The 22,748-nt window shown below is 67.8% G+C and carries 18 protein-coding genes; 14 read left to right on the top strand and 4 right to left on the bottom strand.

What is annotated here, in order from left to right; genetic code table 11:
* Positions 1–75 precede the first annotated feature (75 nt).
* The gene (locus ACFE7H_RS04735; protein ID WP_375400067.1) at positions 76–2,496 is read left to right on the top strand and encodes a bifunctional salicylyl-CoA 5-hydroxylase/oxidoreductase; all 2,421 of its coding nucleotides are present in this window, start codon (positions 76–78) and stop codon (positions 2,494–2,496) included.
* A gap of 8 nt (positions 2,497–2,504) precedes the next feature.
* Positions 2,505–2,897, top strand: a complete 393-nt coding sequence (locus ACFE7H_RS04740; RefSeq protein WP_375400068.1) for a RidA family protein — start codon at positions 2,505–2,507, stop codon at positions 2,895–2,897.
* Here ACFE7H_RS04740 and ACFE7H_RS04745 read toward each other — a convergent pair.
* On the bottom strand, positions 2,894–3,760 hold the full coding sequence (locus ACFE7H_RS04745; RefSeq protein ID WP_375400069.1) for a PaaX family transcriptional regulator C-terminal domain-containing protein: 867 nt from the start codon (positions 3,758–3,760) through the stop codon (positions 2,894–2,896). The two genes, ACFE7H_RS04740 and ACFE7H_RS04745, sit on opposite strands and share 4 nt — an antisense overlap.
* A gap of 58 nt (positions 3,761–3,818) precedes the next feature.
* Positions 3,819–5,207 carry an MATE family efflux transporter gene (locus ACFE7H_RS04750; RefSeq protein ID WP_375400070.1) on the bottom strand — a complete coding sequence of 463 codons (1,389 nt, stop codon included), beginning with the start codon at positions 5,205–5,207 and terminating at the stop codon, positions 3,819–3,821.
* Between the two features lie 93 nt (positions 5,208–5,300).
* Here ACFE7H_RS04750 and ACFE7H_RS04755 point away from each other — a divergent pair, with 93 nt between their 5' ends.
* Entirely contained in the window at positions 5,301–5,972 is a 672-nt protein-coding gene (locus tag ACFE7H_RS04755; RefSeq protein WP_375400071.1) for a TetR/AcrR family transcriptional regulator, read from the top strand.
* Between the two features lie 140 nt (positions 5,973–6,112).
* Here the strand turns inward: ACFE7H_RS04755 and ACFE7H_RS04760 are convergent, their stop codons facing one another.
* Positions 6,113–6,280: a hypothetical protein gene (locus ACFE7H_RS04760; protein ID WP_375400072.1), complete on the bottom strand. Its 168-nt coding sequence runs from the start codon at positions 6,278–6,280 to the stop codon at positions 6,113–6,115.
* A gap of 262 nt (positions 6,281–6,542) precedes the next feature.
* Here ACFE7H_RS04760 and ACFE7H_RS04765 point away from each other — a divergent pair, with 262 nt between their 5' ends.
* From ACFE7H_RS04765 to ACFE7H_RS04810, 10 genes are all read left to right on the top strand, one after another.
* Positions 6,543–7,322, top strand: a complete 780-nt coding sequence (locus ACFE7H_RS04765) for a DeoR/GlpR family DNA-binding transcription regulator (RefSeq protein ID WP_375400165.1) — start codon at positions 6,543–6,545, stop codon at positions 7,320–7,322.
* Between the two features lie 170 nt (positions 7,323–7,492).
* Complete coding sequence (locus ACFE7H_RS04770; protein WP_375400073.1) at positions 7,493–9,088, top strand: carboxylesterase/lipase family protein; 1,596 nt, start codon at positions 7,493–7,495, stop codon at positions 9,086–9,088.
* Complete coding sequence (locus ACFE7H_RS04775; protein WP_375400074.1) at positions 9,085–10,542, top strand: mannitol dehydrogenase family protein; 1,458 nt, start codon at positions 9,085–9,087, stop codon at positions 10,540–10,542. Before ACFE7H_RS04770 ends, ACFE7H_RS04775 begins: the two co-directional genes overlap by 4 nt.
* A gap of 29 nt (positions 10,543–10,571) precedes the next feature.
* The gene (locus ACFE7H_RS04780; protein WP_375400075.1) at positions 10,572–12,152 is read left to right on the top strand and encodes an ABC transporter substrate-binding protein; all 1,581 of its coding nucleotides are present in this window, start codon (positions 10,572–10,574) and stop codon (positions 12,150–12,152) included.
* A 69-nt stretch (positions 12,153–12,221) separates the two neighbouring features.
* Positions 12,222–13,163: an ABC transporter permease gene (locus ACFE7H_RS04785; RefSeq protein WP_375400076.1), complete on the top strand. Its 942-nt coding sequence runs from the start codon at positions 12,222–12,224 to the stop codon at positions 13,161–13,163.
* Positions 13,160–15,109 (top strand): dipeptide/oligopeptide/nickel ABC transporter permease/ATP-binding protein, encoded by a 1,950-nt coding sequence (locus ACFE7H_RS04790; protein WP_375400077.1) that lies wholly within the window; start codon positions 13,160–13,162, stop codon positions 15,107–15,109. Before ACFE7H_RS04785 ends, ACFE7H_RS04790 begins: the two co-directional genes overlap by 4 nt.
* On the top strand, positions 15,106–16,176 hold the full coding sequence (locus ACFE7H_RS04795) for an oligopeptide/dipeptide ABC transporter ATP-binding protein (protein ID WP_375400078.1): 1,071 nt from the start codon (positions 15,106–15,108) through the stop codon (positions 16,174–16,176). Before ACFE7H_RS04790 ends, ACFE7H_RS04795 begins: the two co-directional genes overlap by 4 nt.
* A gap of 14 nt (positions 16,177–16,190) precedes the next feature.
* Entirely contained in the window at positions 16,191–17,564 is a 1,374-nt protein-coding gene (locus ACFE7H_RS04800) for a carboxylesterase/lipase family protein (protein WP_375400079.1), read from the top strand.
* A gap of 41 nt (positions 17,565–17,605) precedes the next feature.
* Positions 17,606–18,553 carry an alpha/beta hydrolase gene (locus tag ACFE7H_RS04805; protein ID WP_375400080.1) on the top strand — a complete coding sequence of 316 codons (948 nt, stop codon included), beginning with the start codon at positions 17,606–17,608 and terminating at the stop codon, positions 18,551–18,553.
* A 4-nt stretch (positions 18,554–18,557) separates the two neighbouring features.
* Entirely contained in the window at positions 18,558–20,024 is a 1,467-nt protein-coding gene (locus tag ACFE7H_RS04810; protein WP_375400081.1) for a phytoene desaturase family protein, read from the top strand.
* 170 nt (positions 20,025–20,194) lie between these two features.
* Here the strand turns inward: ACFE7H_RS04810 and ACFE7H_RS04815 are convergent, their stop codons facing one another.
* Complete coding sequence (locus ACFE7H_RS04815; protein ID WP_375400082.1) at positions 20,195–21,355, bottom strand: M20/M25/M40 family metallo-hydrolase; 1,161 nt, start codon at positions 21,353–21,355, stop codon at positions 20,195–20,197.
* A 168-nt stretch (positions 21,356–21,523) separates the two neighbouring features.
* Here ACFE7H_RS04815 and ACFE7H_RS04820 point away from each other — a divergent pair, with 168 nt between their 5' ends.
* Positions 21,524–22,684, top strand: a complete 1,161-nt coding sequence (locus tag ACFE7H_RS04820; protein ID WP_375400083.1) for a pyridoxal-phosphate-dependent aminotransferase family protein — start codon at positions 21,524–21,526, stop codon at positions 22,682–22,684.
* The last annotated feature ends 64 nt before the right edge of the window (positions 22,685–22,748 follow it).

Here is a 22,748-nt window from a genome sequence, read left to right on the forward strand (position 1 = left end):
CCGTCACTCTTGCCATCCGCTCGCGCGGAGCCCGATCCGACGGGCGCGCGACGAGCACGACCGAAAGGAAATGCCGTGCGGACAGCCGTCGTCGGTGGCGGGCCCGGAGGCCTGTACTTCGCCGCGCTCATGAAGCAGCTCGACCCCACGCACGAGGTGGTGGTGTGGGAGCGGAACGCGGCCGAGGACACGTTCGGGTTCGGGGTCGTCTTCAGCGACGAGACCGTCGGCGGCATCACGAACGCCGACCCCGTCGTGTCCGGCCAGATGGCCGCACGGTTCGCGCAATGGACCGACATCGACATCCACTACCGCGGCGAGGTGCATACCGTGGGCGGCCAGGGCTTCGCGGCGATGGCCCGAAAGGAGCTGCTGCAGCTGCTGCAGCAGCGGTGCCTGGGCCTCGGCGTCGACCTGCGCTTCTCCACCGCCGCCCCGTCCGTGTCCGAGCTGTCGGCGCAGTTCGATCTGGTGCTCGCCGCGGACGGCGTGAACTCCGCGATCCGCACCCAGCTCGCCGAGCACTTCGGGCCCACACTCGACGTGCGCCGCTCCAAATACATGTGGCTCGGTACCGACCAGGTGTTCGAGGCGTTCAAGTTCTTCGTCAAGACGACCGAGTTCGGCGTCATGCAGGTGCACGGCTATCCCTACTCGGAGGCGGGCAGCACGTTCATCGTCGAGATGCACCCGGACGTGTGGCAGCGGGCCGGATTCGCCGACCACGCGGGGCAGGCCCTGCCGCCCGGGGTCAGCGACGAGCGCTCGATCGACCTGCTGCGCGACCTCTTCGCCGACGAGCTGGGCGGCTTCTCGCTGACCGCCAACAACTCCAAGTGGCTGAACTTCACCACGGTGCGGAACGAGCACTGGAGTCATCGCAACATCGTGCTGCTGGGCGATGCGGCGCACACCGCCCACTACTCGATCGGCTCCGGCACCAAGCTGGCGATGGAGGACGCGCTCGCCCTCGCGGCCTGCCTGCACGAGCATGCGGACATCCCGAGCGCCCTGGCGGCGTATGAGACGGAGCGGCGCCCCGTGGTGCTGTCGACGCAGCGCGCGGCGCAGGCCAGCCTGGAGTGGTTCGAGGACATCGCGATCTACGCGCAGCAGGAGCCGGTGCAGTTCTGCTTCAACCTGCTGACCCGCAGCCGCCGCATCACCTTCGACAACCTGAAGGTGCGGGACACCGACTTCGCCCGGCGGGTGGAGCAGGGGTTCGCCCGCCAGCAGGGCGCGGCCGAGGTCAGGCCCGCCATGTTCCAGCCGGGTCGCATCGGATCGCTGCAACTGAAGAATCGCATCATCGTGTCGTCGATGGACATGTACTCGGCCGCCGACGGGGTGCCCGGCGACTTCCACCTGGCGCATCTGGGCTCGAAGGCGCTGGGCGGCGCCGGCCTCGTGATGACCGAGATGGTGTGCGTGTCGCCGGAGGGACGCGTCACGCTCGGCTGCACCGGTCTCTACGACGACGAGCAGACGCGGTCGTGGCAGCGGATCGTACGGTTCGTGCACGACTCGTCGACGGCGAAGATCGGGGTGCAGCTCGGGCATTCCGGGCGCAAGGGCTCCACTCGCCTGATGTGGGAGGGCATGGACGACCCGCTCGCCGAGGGCGGCTGGCAGGTCGTCGGTCCCTCGGCGATCGCCTACGGCGACTCCAGTCAGGTGCCGCGCGAGCTGGACCGGGCGGGGATGGACCAGGTGCGCGACGCGTTCGCCGCCGCGGCGCGCAATGCGGCCACCGCCGGGTTCGATCTGCTGGAGCTGCATGCCGCGCACGGCTATCTGCTCTCGTCGTTCCTGTCGCCGATCGCCAACCGCCGGCAGGACGAGTACGGCGGGTCGCTCGACAACCGCATGCGGTTCCCGCTGCAGGTCTTCGACGCCGTCCGGGCGGGCTGGCCGGCCGAGAAGCCGATGACCGTGCGGGTGTCGGCCACCGACTGGGCCGAGGGCGGACTCAGTCACGACGAGTCGATCGCCGTGGCGCGGGTGTTCATCGAGCACGGCGCGGCCGGCGTCGACGTGTCCACGGGGCAGGTCACGAAGAGCGAGAAGCCGGCGTTCGGGCGCAGCTACCAGACCCCGTTTGCCGACCGCATCCGCAACCAGGTCGCGCTCGGCTCCGGGGCCGCGGTCATCGCTGTCGGCGTGATCGCCTCGTACGACGACGTCAACTCGATCCTGCTGGCGGGCCGCGCCGACTTCTGCGCACTGGGCCGGTCGCAGCTGTTCGACCCGCAGTGGACGCTGCACGCCGCCGCGGATCAGGGCTACCGCGGCGACGGCGCCGACTGGCCGCTGCCGTTCCGGGCCGGCAGCCGCAAGCCGCCGACCGGCCGCACCGATGCAGTGCGCCCACGGCTCGAACTGTTGCGCACCGCCGCTGCGCCCGAGAACATCCACGTGCGGTGGACCCCGACTCCGGAGCGCGCTGCGGCTCCGGCCCTGCTCATGGCTCCGCAGTCCGCCGCCGCGACCGTCTGAGAGGCACCATGCACGAGATCATCAACCCGCCGTCGCTGCTGCCGCCGAGTGGCTTCGCCCACGCGGTGAAAGCCGGAGGGACGGTCTACCTCGCGGGCCAGACGGCGCTCGACGCATCCGGCGTGATCGTGCCCGGCGGCATCGTCGAGCAGTTCCGGCAGGCGTTCGGCAACGTGCTGGAGGCGCTCCGGGCGTCCGGCGGCAGTCCGGAGGACCTGGTCACCATCACCATCTACCTGACCGACATCCCGGACTATCAGCGGCACGGTCGCGAGATCGGCCGGGTGTGGCGCGAGCTGGCCGGCACGCACTACCCGGCGATGGCCGGCATCGGCGTCAGCGCCCTGTGGCAGCCCGAGGCCCTGATCGAGATCCAGGCGATCGCGGTGCTGACTGACTAACTCCAGTGCGCGCCCGCCCAGCGGAGCGCCGCGGGTTCGAGCCGGTCGACGAGGCGCTCGAACACCCGCCCGGCGTCGGAGGCACGCCACTCAGCGTCGAGGAGTTCCGGCGGCAGCCCCGGATCCCGGAACGGCAGCTTGCGCCACTGGTCCACGGCCGCGAGATAGATGCGGAACGCGTCGGCGTCGCTCGGGGATGTCTCTCGGACCGCCGACTCGACGGGCGAGTAAGTCGCGAGGAAGTCCCGATACCCGTCGTTCAGCGCCTTCAGGTCCCAGGCGCTGCGCACGATCTGCGCCAGGGGACGCCCCGGTTCGTAGCGCCCGACGAAGGTCGCCGACATCGCGGTGAGCCCCAGTTGCTCCAGGGTCTCCTTGGCCGAGGCCGCGGCGCGAGCGGGCGCGATCCACATGCCCGAGCCCATATTGCCGAAGCCGAGCGTCGAGAAGCGTGCGCGCAACTGGTGACGACGTTCGCGTTCGCGCTCGGGGACCGAGACGTTGACGACGCACCAGCCGTCGGCGAGGTCGGCGGGGACTCGGGAGTGCCAGATGACGTTGTCGCCCTCGGAGAAGGAGCGCGTGGCGACCTGGGTCAGCGAGTAGCCCTTCACGTCGCCGCGCTGATCGGCGACGAGCCAGCCGCGCTTCTTCAGGCGGAAGACCGCGGTGCGCACGCTCGACTCGTCGACGCCCAGCCCGCCCATCAGGCCCACCGCCGCGCTGATCGGCATCCAGTCGCCCGCTGGACGGACGATGGCGCCGAGAAAAGTCACGAGGATCGTGCGCGAACTCGCCGAGCTGAGGAGATGGTCGGCCGTCACGCCGAGGGCGGGCGGAGGTGGGACGACGGACGTGGTCACGCGACTCCTTCACCTTCCGGTTCACGGTAACACCGAGGTGCACTCCGGAGACGCCGGGTCACACCATGACGGCCGTCCCCGCCGCGGCGGCTTCCACGGGTGTCGGGGCGAGGATCGTGCGTCGTCGGGTGGCGAAGATGCCGATGGCGGCGAGGAACATGACGGTTTCGGTGAGGGCCATCGACCAGATGACACCGGTCTCGCCGATGAGCGCGTTCGCGCCGAAGACGATCGGGATGAACAGCACGCCCTGCATCACGGACATGACGATCGCGGGCACCGTCTGTCCGGTTGCTTGGAACAGTGCGACGAAGAGGCCCGTGAAGCCGTTGAACAGTGTCGAGACCAGCATCGCAGTCAGCACTGTCGCCCCGAGCTGCTGCAGCGACCGGTCCGCGGTGAAGACGGCCAGCACGTCGCCGCGCAGCAGGAAGACGGGCAGCGCGAAGGCGATCACGAGTGCGGCGATCGCGACGGCGCTTCGTACGATCGCGCCGCGCAGGCGGGCGGTGTCGCGGCGGCCGTAGGCGAAGCCGAGCAGTGGCAGTACGCCCATGCCGACGCCCATGCAGAGGAACTCGGGGAACTGCACCACGCGCTGCGCGACCCCGAAGCCGGCCAGCAGATCCTCGCCGTAGAAGGTGGCGATGTGGTTCAGCACGAGCGAGGAGACGAGCAGGAATCCGCTCTGCAGCAGCTCCGAGACGCCGACGCCGAACACCTCCTTCATCACTGCTGGTCGCATCGTGAACCAGCGCGGCGCGAGGCTCTGCACGATGCTGTGCCGGATGAGGTGGCGCACGAAGTAGGCGACGGAGACGAGGTTCGCCAGACCGATCGCGAGTGCGGCACCGGCGACGCCCCAGCCGAGCACGAGGATGAACAGCACGTCGAAGACGAGGTTCGCGACGGTGCTGACGATCAGCCCGGTCATCGACGCCTTCGCGGCGCCTTCCGCCCGGACGAGTTGCTCCAGTGTGAACGCGAGGGTGAGCACGGGAGTGAACGCGAGCTGCACTCCGACGTAGATCGCGGTCGGTGCGGCGGCTGCGCCGACCGCGCCGAGTCCGGCGGTGATCGGACCGAGCAGCAGCAGGCAGACGCCGCCGACGACTGCGCCGACGATGAGGGAGCCGTAGACCGCGAACGCGGAGGTGCGCTTGATGTCGTCCGCGTACTCCGGGTGCTCCTGCAGACCGCCGAGCCGGCGGGAGATCGCGGTGCCGGCGCCGACTCCGAACACGCCGCCGATCGCCATCACGAGCGCGAGGACGGGGATGCCGTAGGTGATCGCCGCCAGCAGCGCGGTGGAGTGGAGCGAGCCGATGAAGCCCGCGTTGACGATGGAGTAGATGGTGTTGACCGATAGGGCGGCCATCATCGGGATGCAGAGGTGGGCGAGCGCGCGCCAGAGCGGCGCCTTGGCGAGGACGTCGTGATCGTTCATCGGACGCGCTCCTTCCGGGTCGGCTCGGCGCTGTTGGAACGCCGTTCTAGTCCCCATCTTGGAACGGCGTTCTAGATCTGTCAACATGGGGAGATGACGACCACCACGCAGCGGAGCGAACGACGAGCGGATGCGCTGTCGAAGGAGCGGATCGTCGCGGCCGCGATCCAGATCCTCGACAGCGGCGGCGAGAAGGCGCTCACGTTTCGGGCGCTCGCGGCGCGGCTGGCGACCGGAGCGGGAGCGATCTACTGGCACGTCGCCGACAAGAACGAGCTGCTTGCAGCGGCGACCGACGACATCATCGCCCGAGCCATGGCCGAGGCGGCCGACAGCGAGCAGCCGCGGGAGACGATCCGCGCGGCCGCCCTGACGGTGTTCGACGTGATCGACGCGCACCCCTGGGTGGGCGCCCAGCTCGCTGAGGAGCCGTGGCAACCCGCAGTGCTGCGCATCCTGGAGGGATTCGGCGGGCCGCTCACCGCGCTCGGCGTCCCCGAGAAGGCGCAGTTCGACTGCGCGACCGCGCTCCTGAACTACGTCTCCGGACTCGCGGCACAGTACGCAGCGGCCGCCCGCCTGCAAGGACGCGAGACGAGCAGGACCGCCCTCCTCGCGAACGTCGCCGCCCGATGGACCGCGCTCGACCCCGCGGAGTACCCGTTCGTGCACCGCGTGGCGGCCCGACTGGCCGACCACGACGACCGCGAACAGTTCCTCGCCGGCATCGACCTGATCCTGACCGGAATCGAGGCCGTCCGATAGCCGGTGCCCCGGCAGCACTTCAGCAGGACCACGTCCCGATCGCAGGCTGCTGGTCGACCACCGACCTGCTGTCGGGACCTGGTCCTGCTGACGCGCCGCGGGAATCGCGGCTCGCGGAGGTCCGGTCATCTGGGCCGGGGTCATCTGCCGTGGGCGGAATGGACAGCGTCGCAGCGCAAATGCGCTCGGGACGTCGCGGCGCCTCGCTCGGTCAGGTCGTGCAGCATGGCGCCCTGGTTGGGCACGGTGAACTGCGCCAGCGGCGTCCCGTGCACGTTCAGCTTCTGGACGAAGACGAACAGGTCCATGTCGTCGGCACCCGTTCCCTCGACCAGAGCCCCGCCTTCGGATAGCCGGCCAGCGCGGACTCCTCGTCGAAGCGGACCGTGAAGGAGACCAGACCTGGATTCGCGTCAGCGCTGTACGCCGCCGCCACCTCGTCCGCGGCGGCCGCCGCCCGCTTGATCGTTCGGAGAACCGACGCGGTTCGACACCGAATGGTCATGAACCGGTCGTCCCTGGCGCACTTACCCTTCAGGAGTGACCGAATCACCCATGATGCCCGGTTCGATGCTCCCCACGCCGATCTTCGCGCCGCATTCACGCCGGTCCGAGCTTCTCGCCATGATCCGTTCGAACGGGCGGGTGGAGGTCGCCGAGATGCCGAACCTGCTCGGGGTGTCCGCAGAGACCGTACGCCGGGACCTTCGGTTGTTGGAGACGCAGGGCATGATCCGCCGTGGCTACGGCGTCGCCTATCCGGTCGAGAGCGGCGCATTCGAGAGCACCCTTCAGGTGCGCAGCAACATCAACCCCGAGGAGAAGCTGAGGGTCGCGAGCGCCCTGATTGCTCGAATCGGCGAAGCGCAGACGATCTTCCTCGACGAGGGCTACCAGACCCAGCTCGTCGCACAGCGCCTGCCGGTCGACCGACCACTGACCGTCGTCACGGCGTCATTACCGGTCGCGACGCTGCTCGCGCCTCGCTCGAACGTGCAGGTCGTCGTACTCGGCGGACGCGTCCGCGGCAACACACTCGGTGTGGTGGATCACTGGGCGGCCGACATGCTCTCGCGTCTCACGGTCGACCTGGCGATACTCGGCGCCAACGGCGTCTCGGTCGAACGTGGCATGACGACGCCAGACCCTGCGGTCGCCGCGGTCAAGACGGCTGCGGTCCAATCCGCGATGCGTCGGATCTTCGTCGGAGCGCACCACAAGTTCGGCACGACCACTTTCGTGAAGTTCGCCGAGGTCCGCGACTTCGAGCTGCTCATCACCGGCCACGAGCTCTCTCCGACACTCGGCAACCGATTCACCGCGGCCGGCTGCCAGCTCATCCGCGTCTGACGCCGGTCGTTCCTGGGTCCTCACCACGGGAAAACGGTCGTGAAGCGGTCACGCGTGTCTGGTGCTTCCACTCACCCGTCGACGATCGGTCGTGCTTGCATTGGCGGTCGTCGCACCTCGACACGCCTCGTCCGAGGTCGGGGCGAAGACCGATCGAAGGAGATCACGGAATGGTCGATCCGTCCCCAGCCTGCATCGACCATCCTTCGCGCAGTACCGTCACCGCCCCGTGCGGCACGGTGCACGGCGTCGTCCAGGGCGGGGTCCACGTCTTCAAAGGCGTCCGGTTCGCGCAGGCGCCCGTGGGTGCCCTGCGCTTCGCGCCTCCCCGGCCGGTCGCGGTCGGGAACATCGGTGCGCCACAGTGCGATGCGACACAGTTCGGTGCGATCTCGCTGCAAGACCTCGACCCGCTGCCGAAGGCTCTGCCGGGCGCCGAACACAACTTCTACTCGCTCGACGCCCGCACATCCGAGGACTGCTTGAACCTCAACGTCTGGACGCCGGACACCGGCGGTACTGCCGCCGTGTACGTGTACATCCACGGCGGCGCGTTCCTCTACGGCTCCGGTACCGGCGCGTGGATCGACGGTGCCCAGCACGCCCGAGAGCACGGCGTCGTCGTGGTGACGCTCAACTATCGACTCGGTCTGCTCGGGGGTCTCTGGCTCGGCGACCACGATCCGCATTCCTCCAACCTCGGACTGCAAGACCAGATAGAGGCCCTGCGGTGGGTGCGCGCCAACATTGCCGCCTTCGGAGGCGATCCCGACCTCGTCACGATCGGCGGACAGTCCGCCGGCGCAATGTCCGTTGCCGCCCTGCTCTGCGCACCGGCTGCTCGCGGCTTGTTCCATCGCGGGATCATCGAGAGCGGGCATCTCGCCGCGACGGTTTCCCTCGAGGACGCCCGGCGCACGACCGGCACCGTGCTGAGGGCGCTGCACATCGATGCGGCAGGCGACGACGTGATGGAGCATCTCCGTTCGATGTCCGCGCTGCGGCTGCTGAGCGCTGAGCGGGAGTTCGGCATCGCGATCAGGGCGTTCCCATTGGTGAGGGACGGTGTCGTCCTCGCCGCCGACGTCAACGAAGCGCTTCGGGACATCGCACCCGAGGTCGACCTGCTCGTGGGAACAACCAGTCAAGAGGACCGACTGTTCAGCATCACCGGGTGGGCGCCGCCGACGCAAACGGCTGACGAAGCGGTCTCGGGCATGCTGCCAGCGGGAGAAGCGCGAGAGACAGGTATCGCGTTGTACTCGCGCCTCGCTGCCGACGCAGGTTTGGATGATGCAGCAATCGGCCACCTCATCGCGACGGAGCACGACTGGGCCACGCCGGCTCGAGCGGTCGCGGCTGAGCATGCAGCCGCGGGTGGTCGGACGTATCACTACGAATTCGCTTGGGAGTCTTCGGTTCCGGATGTGGGTGCAGCACATCTGGTCGACCTGCCTTTTTTCATGGGCAACCTCGACGCATCGGGCGTTCCAGCCCTCCTCGGCGACGAAGTCCGCTTCGATAATGAAACGCGGGCGCTCGCCGATGACATCAGTGCGTCGGTCGCCCAATTCATTCGTACCGGAGACCTGTCCAGCAGTCCGCTCGGGACCTGGCCCGTCTTCACGGCTGAGCAGCGAGCCACAATGGTGATGGACCGGTCCAGCCAGGTGGTGCAGGACCGCTTGGCGGACCGTCTCGACTTCTGGCAGGCCAACTCGGCCGAGTCTGTGGAGTCCCTCACCTCCCTCGGATTCGTCGAATGAACTCAGTCACCCAACCGAACTACGAACGGTCGGACTTGACCGTCGGCATAGTCCACTTCGGTGTCGGCAACTTCCACCGGTCGCATCAGGCCATGTACCTCGACCGGCTGTTCAACGCCGGCAAGGCCCGCGACTGGGCGATCTGTGGAGTCGGCGTACTCCCGAGCGATATTCGCATGCGGGACGCGCTCGGCTCGCAGGGCATGCGGTACACGCTCGTCGAGCGGTACCCCGATGGAACGGCGCCGGCAAGAACGATCGGTTCGATCGCCGAATACCTATTCGCGCCCGACGATCCCGAGGCGGTCTTCGAGAAGCTTGCGGATCCTGCGGTGCGGATCGTGTCGTTGACGATCACCGAGGGCGGATACAACGTCGGCGACGACACCGGCGAGTTCGATCTCGACGAGCCCGTCGTCGTCGCCGACCTGCAGGACGGTGCCGTCCCAACAACTGTGTACGGGATCGTCGCGGAAGGTGTGCGTCGCCGTCGTGACCGAGGCATTGCCCCGTTCACGGTGATGTCCTGTGACAACCTGCCGGGCAACGGATATGTCGCTCGGCAGAGCTTCGTCGCCTTCGCCCGGGCGAAGGATGTAGACCTCGGCGAGTACATGGCGCGTGAAGTCGCGTTCCCGAACAGCATGGTCGATCGAATCACACCGGTCACAGGGCCGGACGAGCGCGCATTCGTTAAGGACCACTACGGCGTCATCGATGCGTGGCCGGTCGTCAGCGAGGGGTTTGCGCAATGGGTTCTCCAGACGCGCTTCACTCTTGGTCGCCCGCCTTATGAGGACGTCGGCGTCCAGGTCGTCGACGACGTCCTGCCCTACGAGGAGATGAAGCTCCGGCTGCTGAATGCCAGCCACCAGGCCCTCGCCTACGTCGGCTACCTCTCCGGTCACCGGTTCGCGCACGAGGCAGCAATGGATCCGCTGATCGCCAGCCTCGTCACCCGATACATGACCGAGGAGGCTGTCCCGACGCTCGACCCGGTACCCGGCGTCGACCTCGACGACTACCAGCAGAGCCTCATGGATCGGTTCGCCAACGTGCACGTCCGCGACACGCTCCTGCGACTCGCGACCGACGGATCGGACCGCATCGCGAAGTTCGTGCTGCCGGTCGTGCGAGACCGCATCGCGGCGGGAGAGTCCGTCGAGCTGGCCGCAGCCATCGCGGCAAGCTGGGCGACGTTCGCCCGCGGCGTCGACGAGTACGGCGAGCGGATTCCCATGATCGACCGCCAGCTCGACGCAGTTCGCCACATCGTGGCTGAAGCGGACGACGATCCGGAGCGGTTCCTGAGCGCTGGCGCAGCAGTGTTCGGCGGTCTCGCCACCGAACCAGTGTTCGTGACCCCCTTCGTTCGTGCCTACCGGCTCATCCGCGAGTTCGGTGCCCAAAGGGCCCTCGACGAGCTGGTCGGGACCCCGATTACGACTTCCTGACGACTTCACACCAACCAAGAGAGGAACCCATGTTCACCACAGCACGAACCTCGGGAGGGCGCACCGTTCGCGGTGGCGCGCTCGCCGTGGTGGCGGTCGCAGCGCTGGCGCTGTCCGCCTGCTCCGGTACCAGCTCGAACGGCGCGAAGAGCGCCGCCTCCGACACACTGACCGTGGCGCTCACCACGCCGCCGATCAGCATGGACCCGACGGCGGCCGGCAACGGCATCCCGCTGATCTGGTACATGAACCTGGCGTATGAGCCGCTCATCAAGCGGGACGTCGACGGCACGGCCAAGCCGGGCCTCGCGACTGACTGGAAATACTCCTCCGACCGTCTGACCTTCACTATGAACCTGCGCAAGGGCGTGCAGTTCAGCGACGGCAGCGCCCTGACCGCCGACGCGGTCGTCGCGTGGTTGAAGCACTACAAGGAGAAGGGCCAGTTCGCCGCCTGGCTGGCGAATGTCACCGACATAACCGCGAGCGGCCCGCTGGCGGTAACTCTCAAGCTCAGCACGCCCGACCCGCTGCTGCCCTACGGCTTCGACCAGGGCGGCGTCGCGGGCGACATAGTCGCTCCCGCAGGGCTCGAGAACGGCGGAAAGTCCCTCGGAACCGAGACCTTCGGCGCCGGCCCATACATGCTCGACAAGAAGGCGACGATCGCCAACTCGTCCTACGTGTTCGTGAAGAACCCGCACTATTACCTCAAGTCGCAGCAGCATTACAAGAAGGTCGTCCTGAAGGTCATCACTGACCAGAACTCGATTCTCTCTGCGCTGCGGTCCGGGCAAGTGCAGGTCGCGCAGGGCTCGGCGACGAACGCGGCGGCCGCGAAGAAGGCAGGCTTGAACGTCACGTCCGCGCCGTCCGGCATGGTCGGTATGTACATCGCCGACCAGAACGGCCAGATCGCACCGGCGCTCAAGGACGTTCGCGTCCGCCAGGCCCTCAACTATGCGATCGATCGGAAGTCGATCACCAAGACGCTCTACGGCGACTACGGGACCCCGACCACGCAGTACGTGCCGAAGGAGATCCCCGGCTATGTCGCGAGCCTCGAGGACGTGTACCCCTACGACCCGGCCAAGGCGAAAGCACTGTTGAAGGAGGCCGGCTACGCCAAGGGCTTCAGCTTCTCGCTGCTCGAACAGCCGGGCGTCGACAGCGGCGACCAGCTCGCCCAGGCGATGGTGGCGCAGTGGAAGGCGATCGGCGTCAATGTGACGTTGAAGAACATCCCGGCGTTCGCGGACTACGTGAATGCAGCGGTGTCGAAGAAGTACGCGGCGACGACGCTGACCTTCAACTACTCCGTGCAGCTCGTAGACACCCAGCAGCTCACGACCTTCCCCGCGGTCTACAACTTCCTCGGGTTCAAGGATGCGAAGGCGAACGCTTTGGCGACCGCACAGCGGAAGTTCGACCTCGACTCGCCCGAGGGCAAGACGGCAGCCGAAGCGTCCGAAACCTACATGGTGCAGAACGCGTTCGCCGTGCCGGTAGCGAGCGTCGGTTCGGTCATTTTCTCGGCGAAGTCGGTCACTGGAGTCGACTACACGCCATACCCGTGGCCGAACCCCAGCAACTGGAAGCCCGCCAACTGATCACCAGCTCGCCGGTCGGTCCGTTTGGACCGGCCGGCGAGCGCCCCTCGAAGGACCGGACATCACTGGATGATCAAGAACCTCGCGCTGCGGCTGCTCGGCTCGCTCGTGCTCCTCATCGTCGTCCCAACCGTCACGTTCTTCGTGCAGGCCGTCGTGCCGACGAACATCGGGCGGTCGGTGCTCGGGATCAATGCTTCCGAGACCGCGGTGAACGCCTACAACCGCCAGCTCGGCCTCGATAAGCCGCTGATCGGCCGGTATGTCGACTGGCTCGCCGGTGCCGTGCACGGCGACTTTGGAGTCTCGTACAACAATTCCGAGCCGGTGCAGGCGGTACTCGCCCCGCGGCTCGGCGTCAGCCTGTCGCTGATCGTCGGCGCCCTGCTCGTCTTCACCGTCGTCGGGCTGCTGCTCGGCATCCTGTCGGCGACCGGGAACAAGATCGTCGGCACTGTCGTCGATGCGGTCTCCACCATCGGCGTCGCGGTGCCGAACTTCTGGCTCGCCGTTCTCCTCGTCGCGGTGCTCGCCGTGCAGTTGAACGTGCTGCCCGCGACCGGCTACGTCGATCCCTCCTTCTCGCCGACCCTGTGGCTCGCGTCGCTCGTGCTGCCAGTGATCGCACTCGCGTTCTCCGGCATCACCGCAGTCGCGAAGCAGACCCGCGACCAGATGCTCATCGCAATCGAGAGCCCGTACACGCGCACGCTGCGCGCGAACGGTGCCTCCGAGTTCTCACTCGTTTACAAGCACGCGCTGCGGAACGCCGCCGGACCCGTCGTCACCGTGCTCGGCATCATTTTTGTCGGGGCCCTCAGCGGCTCGGTGATCGTCGAGAACATTTTCGTGCTTCCGGGGCTCGGTTCGCAGGCCCTGCAGTCGACCCTGCAGAAGGACCTGCCCGTGATTCAGGGTATCGCCGTGTACTTCACGATCGTCGTCGTGATCGTCAACGTTCTCATCGACGTGGCGACTGCCATCCTCAACCCGAAGGTGCGTGCCGCATGACCGCTGTGCTCGAGGAGATCACCGCGCAGGCCGAGGCGGCAGGCCGTCCTCCGGCGCACCTTCGCCTGCTCCGCAATTACTTGCGTCGCCCGCTCGGCGTCATTGCTGCGACGTTCCTCGTCCTCGTGGTGATCGGTGTCGTACTCGCGCCGATCCTCGCACCGTATGACCCACTTGCGCAGGATCTCCAGCACACCCTCGCGCTTCCCAGCGCGCGTCACATTCTCGGCACCGACCGGCTCGGGAGAGACGTCCTGAGTCGCCTCCTGTGGGGCGGGCAGCTCTCCCTCCTCGGGCTTGTCGAAGCGCTGATCGTCGCTTTCGTCGTCGGCCTCGTGTTCGGACTCATTGCCGGGTACCTCGGGAAGGGCGTCGACAACGTCATCTCGCGCGTCACCGAGGTCGTCATGGCGATCCCCGGGATCGTGCTGCTGCTGATGGTCTACTCGCTGACTAATAACAACCCGCACGCCGGCATGGTGATGCTCGGCCTGCTGTCCACGCCGACCGTGCTGCGCGTCACGCGTGGAGCCGCCCGATCGGTGCGCGAGGAGACGTTTGTGGCCGCCTCGCGCGTCATCGGGATGAGTCGGGTGAGGATCATGCTGCAGCACGTCCTGCCCAACATCTGGGGCCCGATCATCGTCAACACGGCGGTGCTCGGCGCCGTGATACTCGGCATTCAGGGTGGCCTGAACTACATCAACCTCGGTGTGAACCCACCGGCGCCCAGCTGGGGCGGCATGGTATCCGAGGCGCAGCAGTCGCTCTCGCAGCAGCCCTGGCTCATCGTCCCGAGCGGCCTGTTGATCACACTTGTGATCATGGCGCTCGTGCTCGTCGCGGACGCGCTCCGAGACGTGACGTCCGCGAAGCGGTCGCGGACGCCCACACGGTCGTCAGGGCTGGAGCAGCGCACTGTGGTGAAGCGCCCGTCGGTCGTCCGCCCGGCCAACACGGCTGCGGCGCTGTCGGTCAGGAACCTGTCGGTGTCGTTTGGGGGTCTCGAGGTCGTGCGTCGTGTCAGCTTCGACGTGGAGCCGGGCCGTTCCCTCGGGATTGTGGGTGAGTCCGGCTGCGGCAAGACCGTCACGGCGTCCGCGGTGCTCGGAAGCCTTGGTGCGAACGCCGTCATAACCGGCCAGGTGGTGTTCGACGGCGTCAACCTGAACGCGGCGTCGAAGAAGCTGCGGTCTTCCGTCCGTGGCACCGGAATCGCCTACATCTCTCAGGACCCGATGGTCGCGCTCGATCCGTCGTTCACGGTCGCGAGCCAGCTCGGCGAGCTCGTCGGCCGGCATGACAAGCTGCGCGGCCCCCGCCGCCGTGCGCGCGTGCTCGAGCTACTGACGCAGGTCGGTTTGCCGAAGCCTGCAGATGTCGCAAAGCGGTACCCGCATCAGCTCTCCGGCGGCATGGCCCAGCGCGTCGCGATCGCGTGCGCGCTCGCGGGCCGACCGCGCGTGCTCGTTGCCGACGAGCCGACGACCGCGCTGGATGTGACGATCCAGGGCGAGATCCTCGGGCTGCTGCGTCATCTCCAGGAGGAGACGGGCATGGCAATCGTGATCATCACCCACGACCTTGGAGTTGTCGCCGACCTCTGCAGCCGCGTCGCCGTCATGTACGCGGGCGAGGTGGTCGAGGAGGCGGACGTGGAGACGGTGTTCACGCGGCCCGCGCATCCATACACACGTGGGCTGCTCGGCTCGAACCCGATCGTCTCGACGCCGGGCGAGTCGCTTCCGTCGATCGCGGGAACGGTGCCGAGCCCCGCGGACTGGCCGGTTGGTTGTCATTTCGCGGACCGCTGCCCGCTCCGCGTGGACGCATGCACTGCGAGACCGATCCCGCTCGAGGTGGTCGACGACGGCCAGGATCACGACGCTCGGTGCATCCGCGTGGAGGAGCTGCTCGAACTGGAGAGGGTGCGGGAGGCAGTATGAGCGACCTGCAGAGCGCTGAAATCGTGCTCGATCTCCGCGAGGTGAGTGTTACCTACCCGCGGGGGTTCGGCAAGGCGCCGTTCCGTGCGGTTTCAGGTGTGTCGATGACGGTCCGTCGCGGCGAGACCGTTTCAATCGTCGGCGAGTCAGGCTCGGGAAAGTCGACGATCGGTTCCGCGATCCTCGGCCTTCAGCCCGTCGCCGACGGGACGATCTTGCTGAAGGGGAACGACATCTCCCACGCGTCGGTCAGGCAGCGGCGTGCGCTGCGCACCTCGTTGCAGGCGGTGTTCCAAGACCCGTTCAGTTCACTCGACCCCTCGCAGACCGTCGGTCAGATCGTGGGTGAACCGCTGGCGGTCGCGCTCCCGGAGCTCTCGGCGGCTGAGCGAGCGGAGCGGGTCCGGGCCATTCTCGGCCGGGTCGGTATCGCCCCGGCCGCTTCCTCGAAGTTCCCGGCGGAGTTCTCCGGCGGCCAGCGGCAGCGCATTGCAATTGCGCGGGCGCTCGTGCTCGAGCCGGAGATCGTCGTCTGCGATGAGGCGGTCAGCGCGCTCGATGTGTCCGTGCAGGCGCAGGTCCTCAACCTGTTGGAGGAGCTTCAGCTCGAGCGGGGAACGAGCTACGTTTTCATCTCTCACAACATGGCGGTTGTTCGGCACATCTCCGACCGGGTTCTCGTTCTGTACCACGGGCAGGTGATGGAGGAGGGGCCGGCCGACCAGGTCTGTAACCGACCAGCGCACCCGTATACGCGGTCGCTGCTCGCCTCCGTGCCCGTACCTGATGTGGCGGCGCAGCGCGCAAGGCGTGAAGCGCGCTTTGCGGCAAGCACGCGTTCAGGTATCGGGCCGAAGGACGGCATCGGCTGCCCGTTCGCGCCACGCTGTCCGTACGCCCGGCCGGAGTGCGTCGCGGCGACGCCGCCGCTCGTCGATGTCGGGGATGGACGGAAGGCCGCATGCATCCGACTCGCCGACATCCCCGCGGCCGACGAGATCCCGGCGCTCGAGGTCTCCATCGCGGCGGCCGCCTGGCTGCCTACGGACGAGTCCGGCGCGGCGTGAGTAAGGAGGACGGGATGACAGATCAGCCCATCATCGACACGACAGCGGGGCCTGTGCAGGGCCGTGCGGTCGAGGGCGTGGAGCGGTACCTCGGAGTGCCGTACGCGGCGGCGCCGTTCGGAGCGCTTCGATTCCTCGCCCCTCAGGCGCACGCGCCGTGGATCGAGCCGTTCCAGGCCGATCGATTCGGGCCGACTGCACCGCAGAAGGAGGGTGCATCGCCCGGCGGTCTACCCGACGTGATCGAGCCGATCATCGCTGGCGATGAGATCCTCAACCTCAATGTATGGACACCGGTCGACCGCAGCGGCCCGCTGCCGGTGCTGTTGTGGATCCATGGTGGGGGATTCTTCGCAGGCTGCAGTGCGAACCCCTGGTACGACGGCACCTCGTTCGCTCGTCAGGGTCTTGTATTCGTCAGTTGCAATTACCGATTCGGTGCCGAAGGTTTCCTGGAACTCGAGGGAGCGCCCGCGAACCGCGGGGTGCTCGACTGGATCGCCGCGCTCGAGTGGATCCGCGACAACATCGCGGCGTTCGGCGGTGACCCCGCCGCGGTCACGATCATGGGCCAGTCAGCAGGTGGCATGGCGGTCTCGGCGCTGCTCAGCGCCCCTGCCGCGGAGCGGCTGTTCCACCGTGCGATCATCGCCAGCGGCGTGAGCGCGAGCAGCATCTGGTCGCGGGATGCGGCGATCGCCGTTGCAGAGGACGTCACCCAGGAGGCCGGCATCGCTCGAACGCTCGAGGGCGCGCGCTCCGCGACCCCGAATCAAATCATCGCGGCGCACGAGCGCGTCAACGACCGTCCGGTGGAGGAAGGCGGGTCGTTGATGCCGCCGTGGGCGCCGGTCGTCGACGGCGCGTTGCTCGACGGCGACCTGTTCGACGCTGTCGCACAGGGCCGCAGCGCAGGAATACCGGTGCTCGTCGGCTCGACCGCGAACGAGTTCGCCTGGATGACCTACCGCGATCGTCCGGACGACGAGGAGGCGAAGGCAGAGGGGCAGCAGTTGTTCGCCGATGAGCTGTTCCGGCTGCCGATCCAGCGGTTCGCCGACGCGCGGGCCGACGCCGGTGCGGCGCCGACCTTCCGCTACGAGTTCCAGTGGAAGTCAAGCGCCGCACCTTATATCCGCGCGGGTCACTCGCTCGACATACCGTTCTGCTTCCACACGCTCGATGCGGCCTATGTGCTCGACTACACCGGGCCGAACCCACCGGTCGCACTCGCCGACGAGGACCACGACGCGTTCGCTGCGTTCGCCCGCACCGGAGATCCCGGCTGGCCGGCGTACGAACGGGCCGGCGCGGTCAAGCTGTTCGACACCCCGTCGCGCGTCGGTACCGTCCGAGATCTCGGACTCCCCACTGACTCTGCGGCCTGAGCCGCGGCGACAGATCATCGGCAGAAAGGCGGAGCAAGCCGATGACGACCGAATACGACCGACTTCGCGAAGCGCGGTTCGCGAAGTTGACCGACGAGCAGCGACAGCTTCTGCAATTCCCCGACCTCGTCGCGCTCGGTGTGGCGGGGGTGCGTCAGGTGATCGAAGACGGTAACCGCACGATGCCGGTGACGCCGGGTGTCGACTGGCGCGACGTCGAGGTCATGGGGCCGCATGGCTTGGTCCCGGTGCGAATCTTCGAACCGCGGAACACCGGCGGACCGTTACCGATCGTCGTGCACACTCATTCCGGCGGATTCATCGCCGGAGGCGGTTTCGATCAGTGGAACGGATTCGATTCGGCTATTGCAGCGGGCGTGCCGGCCCTGGTCGTGCATCCCGACTTCCGTCTCCCTCCGGAAGACAGGTTCCCGATCGGCCTCGAGGAAAGCTGGGCTGTGCTCCGGTGGGCGGCTGCAGGCGGGGTCGGCGAGCGTGCGGATACGTCCAAGATCGCGGTCGGCGGCGGATGCACGGGCGGCAATATGGCGGCGGTGCTCGCACTGATGGCCCGCGACGCCGGCGCGCCGCAACTCGCGCTGCAGTTCCTCGAGTCCTGGCCGTCGGATCTGCGGAACGACTCCCGATCGCAATACGAGTTCGCCGATGGATATGGTCTGCGAAAGAGCGACGGCGATTTCGTGACCTCTGCCTACCTCGCCGATCCGGAAGACCGCTGGGAATGGCGAGCGTCACCTCTGCTCGCCGAATCCATGGCCGCCGTCGCCCCGGCCCTGATCACGGTCGGCGATTGGGACATCCTCCGCGACGAGGACGTGCAGTACGCGAACAGGCTCCGCGACGCGGGTGTTCCGGTAGAACTGCACGTCGATCCGGAACGGGGGCACCCGGGCGATCCTCAGGTACTGATGGCTCGCCTCGTCGATGCCCTGCGGAGGGCACTCGGTTCGTCGGTCGGCACAGGATGACCTGATGAGCGCCTCCGCCGACCCGGGGTACGACGTCGTTGTCCTCGGTGGGGGCTACACCGGTTTGGTGTTGAGCGCGCTCCTCGGCGCTGCCGGGCGCCACGTCGCGGTCCTGGAGCAAGAGTCTGAACTCGGTGGTAGGGCGCGAGCCGATCATGCCCTCGGCGCCGACCTGATCCATCACCCGCACGCCGTGCTGTTGGGTTTCGCGGACGTGATGCCACTCCGTCACGAACTGCGGTCGGTAGGCCTCCGGTGGGCTGTGCCCGTGGCGCAGCACGCGCTCGCGTTCGCGGACGGTCGCCCGGCCGTCGTCCTCCATCGGCGCGATCACTTGCGGATGACCCACGACTCGATCGCCGCAGTCTCTCGGGCGGACGCGACACTGCTCGTCGAAATCCTCCAACGGTCCGAAACCCTTTCGATCGCCGTCGGTCGTCTCCTTGTGACAGCACCGGATCTGGACACCGTCGTTCGGCACCTCGACGCGGTGCACGCGGTGTATTCGGGCCTGCCGCTGCCCTCGTCGGTCGAGGCGACCGCAATCGAACTCATCACGACCGCCTTCGTTTCACCGGAGGTTCAGAGCCTGCTGCTCGCGCTCGCTCACGAGTTCGGAGGCGATCCCTTCGCGCCCGGCAGCGCGATCGGGTTCCTCGGTGTGGTGGCGTGGCAGATCGGCCGGCGAGCTGTGCCCATCGGGGGGATGGGGTCGGTCGTCGCAGCAATTCGGGCGGTTGCCGCGCACGCCGGCGCCGACTTGTTCACCGACGCGCGCGTCGTCGGCTTGATCCGGGAGGAAGGCCGCGTAGCCGGCGCCGTCTGTGCCGACGGTCGCATCATCAGTGCGCCTTCGATCGTCTCGACGCTGGGGGAGGTGGCCACGCACGAGTTGGCCGAAATACCCGCCGAGCCCGCGAGGACGCTCGGAACCACATCGGTATTACGCCAGCACCTCGTACTCGATGCTCCGCTTCGGCTGGCATCCGAACGGGCTACGACCGATCGAGCGGTGCAGACGTTCTTCGGCTGGGATGAGCCGACGGAGATGCTCGATCGACTCGCGATGATCGGACGGGGAGCATTCCCTGCTCCTGGGGGCGCCCTGCTCCGACCAACGATCGCAGACGCGACGCAACGTCCGCGGGAGGGTGATCTCCTGCTCGTCGACTCGACATTCCCAGGCGTGCAGACCTTGAGCGGTGAGGAGATCGAGGGGATCGGTCGGTACCTTTCCGCCGCGACCTGGAGCAGACTCAGAGACTACGCGGGCGGCTCCGAGCCTCGGCTGCTTGCCGGTCACGTCGCGCCCCCGGGACGCGGTGATCGTCAGATACGACTCCGGCCGGGAGTGGAGCACTATCGGACGTCGGTGCCCGGCCTCTGGCGCGCGGGTGCTGGCGTGCATCCGGGAGGGGGCGTACACGGTGGTTCCGCGGCAATCGTCGCCGGTCTACTGAGTGAGCGCTGACGGAGTCGTTTGCTCGATCCACCCCCACGCGGGACAAGCACGCTTCCATCGAAGCGTGCCGCCTCATCCTCCTGCCGTTTCGCCGCTTTCAGCGGGAGGGATGGGTCTCTTCGACGAGATCCTGCGTCGGCAGGGGACGACGCCGTGGTCGCGGCAGACCTGAGTCGCTGTCAGCCCACCGGCTCGGTGAGCCGGATCGCCGCGAGGCCGACCACGGTCGCGATCGACTCGGCGAGCTCTTTGCCCTCGGCGCCGGCGAACTGCTCGACGCCGTGGTCCTGGTGGAAGCCCCAGCCCTCGGGGCGTCCGACTCCGACGATCGCCGCGGGCACCCGCTGCGTCACGTTGCCGAAGTCCGTCGCGAAGGGAAGTGCCGGAGGATCTTCGACCATGGTGCGACCGGCTGCGGCGAACGCATCGGCCATGACTGCCGTGACGGCCGCGTCCGGACGGATCGCCTGGATCAGGGACGAAGTGGACCAGACGGCCCCTTCGAGCCCGGCATGCGCCGGCGCCATGACCTCCTCCAGGCCCTCCTCGGTGTCGGCGAAGGCGAGGAATCGCACCGTGAGGGTGAGCCCTACCCCCTCCTCCACGTCGCCGTCCAGGATGGCGGTTTCCACCATGAGGCGCGCCGGATCGGTCTCGTCGGCGATTCTGGCCAGTTCGCGCAGCGCGTCCATCGGACCGGACGGGGCACCGCGGACGAGGCTCCGGTGGCCGCCGACGATCGCCGTCTCACGGCGCATCCAGAGCGCACGCTGCCACACGGTGTCGATGAACTCGGGGTGCGCGTAGAGCGCCACGTCGATGTCGTCCCACACGCCCGCGGCAGCAGTCACCGCCTTACCGCTGCCGAGCGTGCGGGTTCCGGCCGAATGGATCTCGTCCGCCGGGCATCCGACGACCACGAACGAGCCCGTCAACCGCTCGCTGATCGCGGCGAGCGCGAGGGCGGTGCCGAGGATGCCGCCGGACATCGGTCCGTGCCCGCACGCGGGCACCGCCTCGATCGTCCCATCGGGCCGATGGGTCGTCACGGCGTCGTAGACGGTTGCGACCCCGACGCGCCGGCCCGGAAGCGCTCCGCGCAACTCGGCACGGAATGCGGTGGGCATGCCGGCGACCCCGCGTCGAACCTGATAACCGGCTGCCTCGAGCCTGTCGGCGAGGTAGCCGCAGGTCTCGATCTCCTCGTGTGCGAGCTCGGGATGCGAGTTGATGAAGTCCACGGCCGCCGCGATGGAGGCGCGCTGCGCGGACAGTGCTGCGAGGTAGGTCGCGTCGAGTGGTCTCGATGGCACGTGGCTCTCCACTGTCGGGTCGGTCATTGAGACGGCGGGAACGGCCTTCGCGCAGGTGAACCGCGGCGATCGCCTACGAGGGGAGCTTCCAGGTGACGAGAGTACCGAGTCGTATGCTGAGAAAGGTCGTCGAGCGAACGAGACACGCGGGCGGTGTCCGAGCGCCCCGGGCGCACCCCTGAAGAGGACGAACTTGTGAAAGCACCCGACTTCACCCTGACCGCCGGCCCGACGATGGCCGCCGAGCGCACATTGCACGCGCTCGGCTCGCAGATCGTCCATCATCTCGATCCGAGCTTCATCGAGACCTTCCGCCGCACCACCGAGAAGGCGGCGGCGTTCTTCCACACGGGGAACGACATGCTCCTCCTGCAGGGTGAGGGCATCCTGGCGCTGGAGGGGGCGGCGCGGTCCCTCACTCGTCCGGGGATGCATGTGCTCAACCTGGTGCAGGGTGTCTACGGCAAGGGCATGGGGCAGTGGCTCGCGAGCTACGGCACGGTGCTGCACGAGATCGAGGTCGCGTACAACGAGGCCGTCGACCCGGCCGATGTGGATGAGTACCTCACCGCGCATCCGGAGATCGAGCTCGTGACGATCGTGCACTCCGAGACGCCCTCGGGGACGATCTCGGACTGCTCCAGGATCGGTCCGATCGCCCACAGTCACGGTGCGCTGACCCTGGTCGATGCACTCTCGTCGATCGGCGGGGTGGAGTTCGAACCGGATCAGTGGCAACTCGACGTGTGCGTCTCCGGCGGCCAGAAGTGCCTGGGCGGCCCCGTCGGCGTCGCGATGGTGTCGGTCAGTCCCGCCGCCTGGGAGCGGATGCTGGCCAATGAGCATGCGCCGCGCTACTCCTACATCTCACTGATCGACTGGAAGATCGGATGGCTGGAGAACGGCACGTTCCCGTTCACCCCGTCGGTCACGGATGTCGTCGGTCTCGAGGCAGCGCTCGATGCGATTCTCGAGGAGGGCGTCGAGAACTCGATCGCCCGTCATGCGAAGGCCGCGGCGGTCACGCGCGCCGGCGTCCGCTCCATGGGCCTGCAACTGTGGCCGGTGTCCGAGGCGATCTCGGGCAACCCGATCACCGCGGTCCGGGTTCCGGACGGGATCGTGCACACGGATCTGAGCGCGCACATCCGAGAGCGGTACAGCGTGATGCTCTCCACCGGCCAGAGCGCCGGGAACCTGATCCACCTCGCGCACATGGGTCCCACGGCGACCGGTATGCACCAGATCATCGGACTCGCCGCCCTCGGCGGAGGGCTCATCGACCTCGGCGCGGACGTCGACCTCGGGGCGGGGATCGAAGCGGCCATGCGTGTGCTCGGTGGCGCTGCGTCATGACCCGAGCGTGCCGAACCCGTCCACTCAGCCGCTCGCACGTTAAGTCATTGTTTCGGCCCCGTGC

Source organism: uncultured Amnibacterium sp. (assembly GCF_964250715.1).
Classification (GTDB): Bacteria; Actinomycetota; Actinomycetes; order Actinomycetales; family Microbacteriaceae; genus Amnibacterium.

Coding starts and splice junctions, on each gene's coding strand:
- ACFE7H_RS04760 (WP_375400072.1), bottom strand. CDS start 6,280: ATGGACCTGTTCGTCTTCGTCCAGAAGCTGAACGTGCACGGGACGCCG.
- ACFE7H_RS04805 (WP_375400080.1), top strand. CDS start 17,606: ATGACGACCGAATACGACCGACTTCGCGAAGCGCGGTTCGCGAAGTTG.
- ACFE7H_RS04755 (WP_375400071.1), top strand. CDS start 5,301: ATGACGACCACCACGCAGCGGAGCGAACGACGAGCGGATGCGCTGTCG.
- ACFE7H_RS04795 (WP_375400078.1), top strand. CDS start 15,106: ATGAGCGACCTGCAGAGCGCTGAAATCGTGCTCGATCTCCGCGAGGTG.
- ACFE7H_RS04800 (WP_375400079.1), top strand. CDS start 16,191: ATGACAGATCAGCCCATCATCGACACGACAGCGGGGCCTGTGCAGGGC.
- ACFE7H_RS04790 (WP_375400077.1), top strand. CDS start 13,160: ATGACCGCTGTGCTCGAGGAGATCACCGCGCAGGCCGAGGCGGCAGGC.
- ACFE7H_RS04740 (WP_375400068.1), top strand. CDS start 2,505: ATGCACGAGATCATCAACCCGCCGTCGCTGCTGCCGCCGAGTGGCTTC.
- ACFE7H_RS04785 (WP_375400076.1), top strand. CDS start 12,222: ATGATCAAGAACCTCGCGCTGCGGCTGCTCGGCTCGCTCGTGCTCCTC.
- ACFE7H_RS04780 (WP_375400075.1), top strand. CDS start 10,572: ATGTTCACCACAGCACGAACCTCGGGAGGGCGCACCGTTCGCGGTGGC.
- ACFE7H_RS04775 (WP_375400074.1), top strand. CDS start 9,085: ATGAACTCAGTCACCCAACCGAACTACGAACGGTCGGACTTGACCGTC.
- ACFE7H_RS04770 (WP_375400073.1), top strand. CDS start 7,493: ATGGTCGATCCGTCCCCAGCCTGCATCGACCATCCTTCGCGCAGTACC.
- ACFE7H_RS04815 (WP_375400082.1), bottom strand. CDS start 21,355: ATGACCGACCCGACAGTGGAGAGCCACGTGCCATCGAGACCACTCGAC.
- ACFE7H_RS04750 (WP_375400070.1), bottom strand. CDS start 5,207: ATGAACGATCACGACGTCCTCGCCAAGGCGCCGCTCTGGCGCGCGCTC.
- ACFE7H_RS04765 (WP_375400165.1), top strand. CDS start 6,543: ATGCTCCCCACGCCGATCTTCGCGCCGCATTCACGCCGGTCCGAGCTT.
- ACFE7H_RS04810 (WP_375400081.1), top strand. CDS start 18,558: ATGAGCGCCTCCGCCGACCCGGGGTACGACGTCGTTGTCCTCGGTGGG.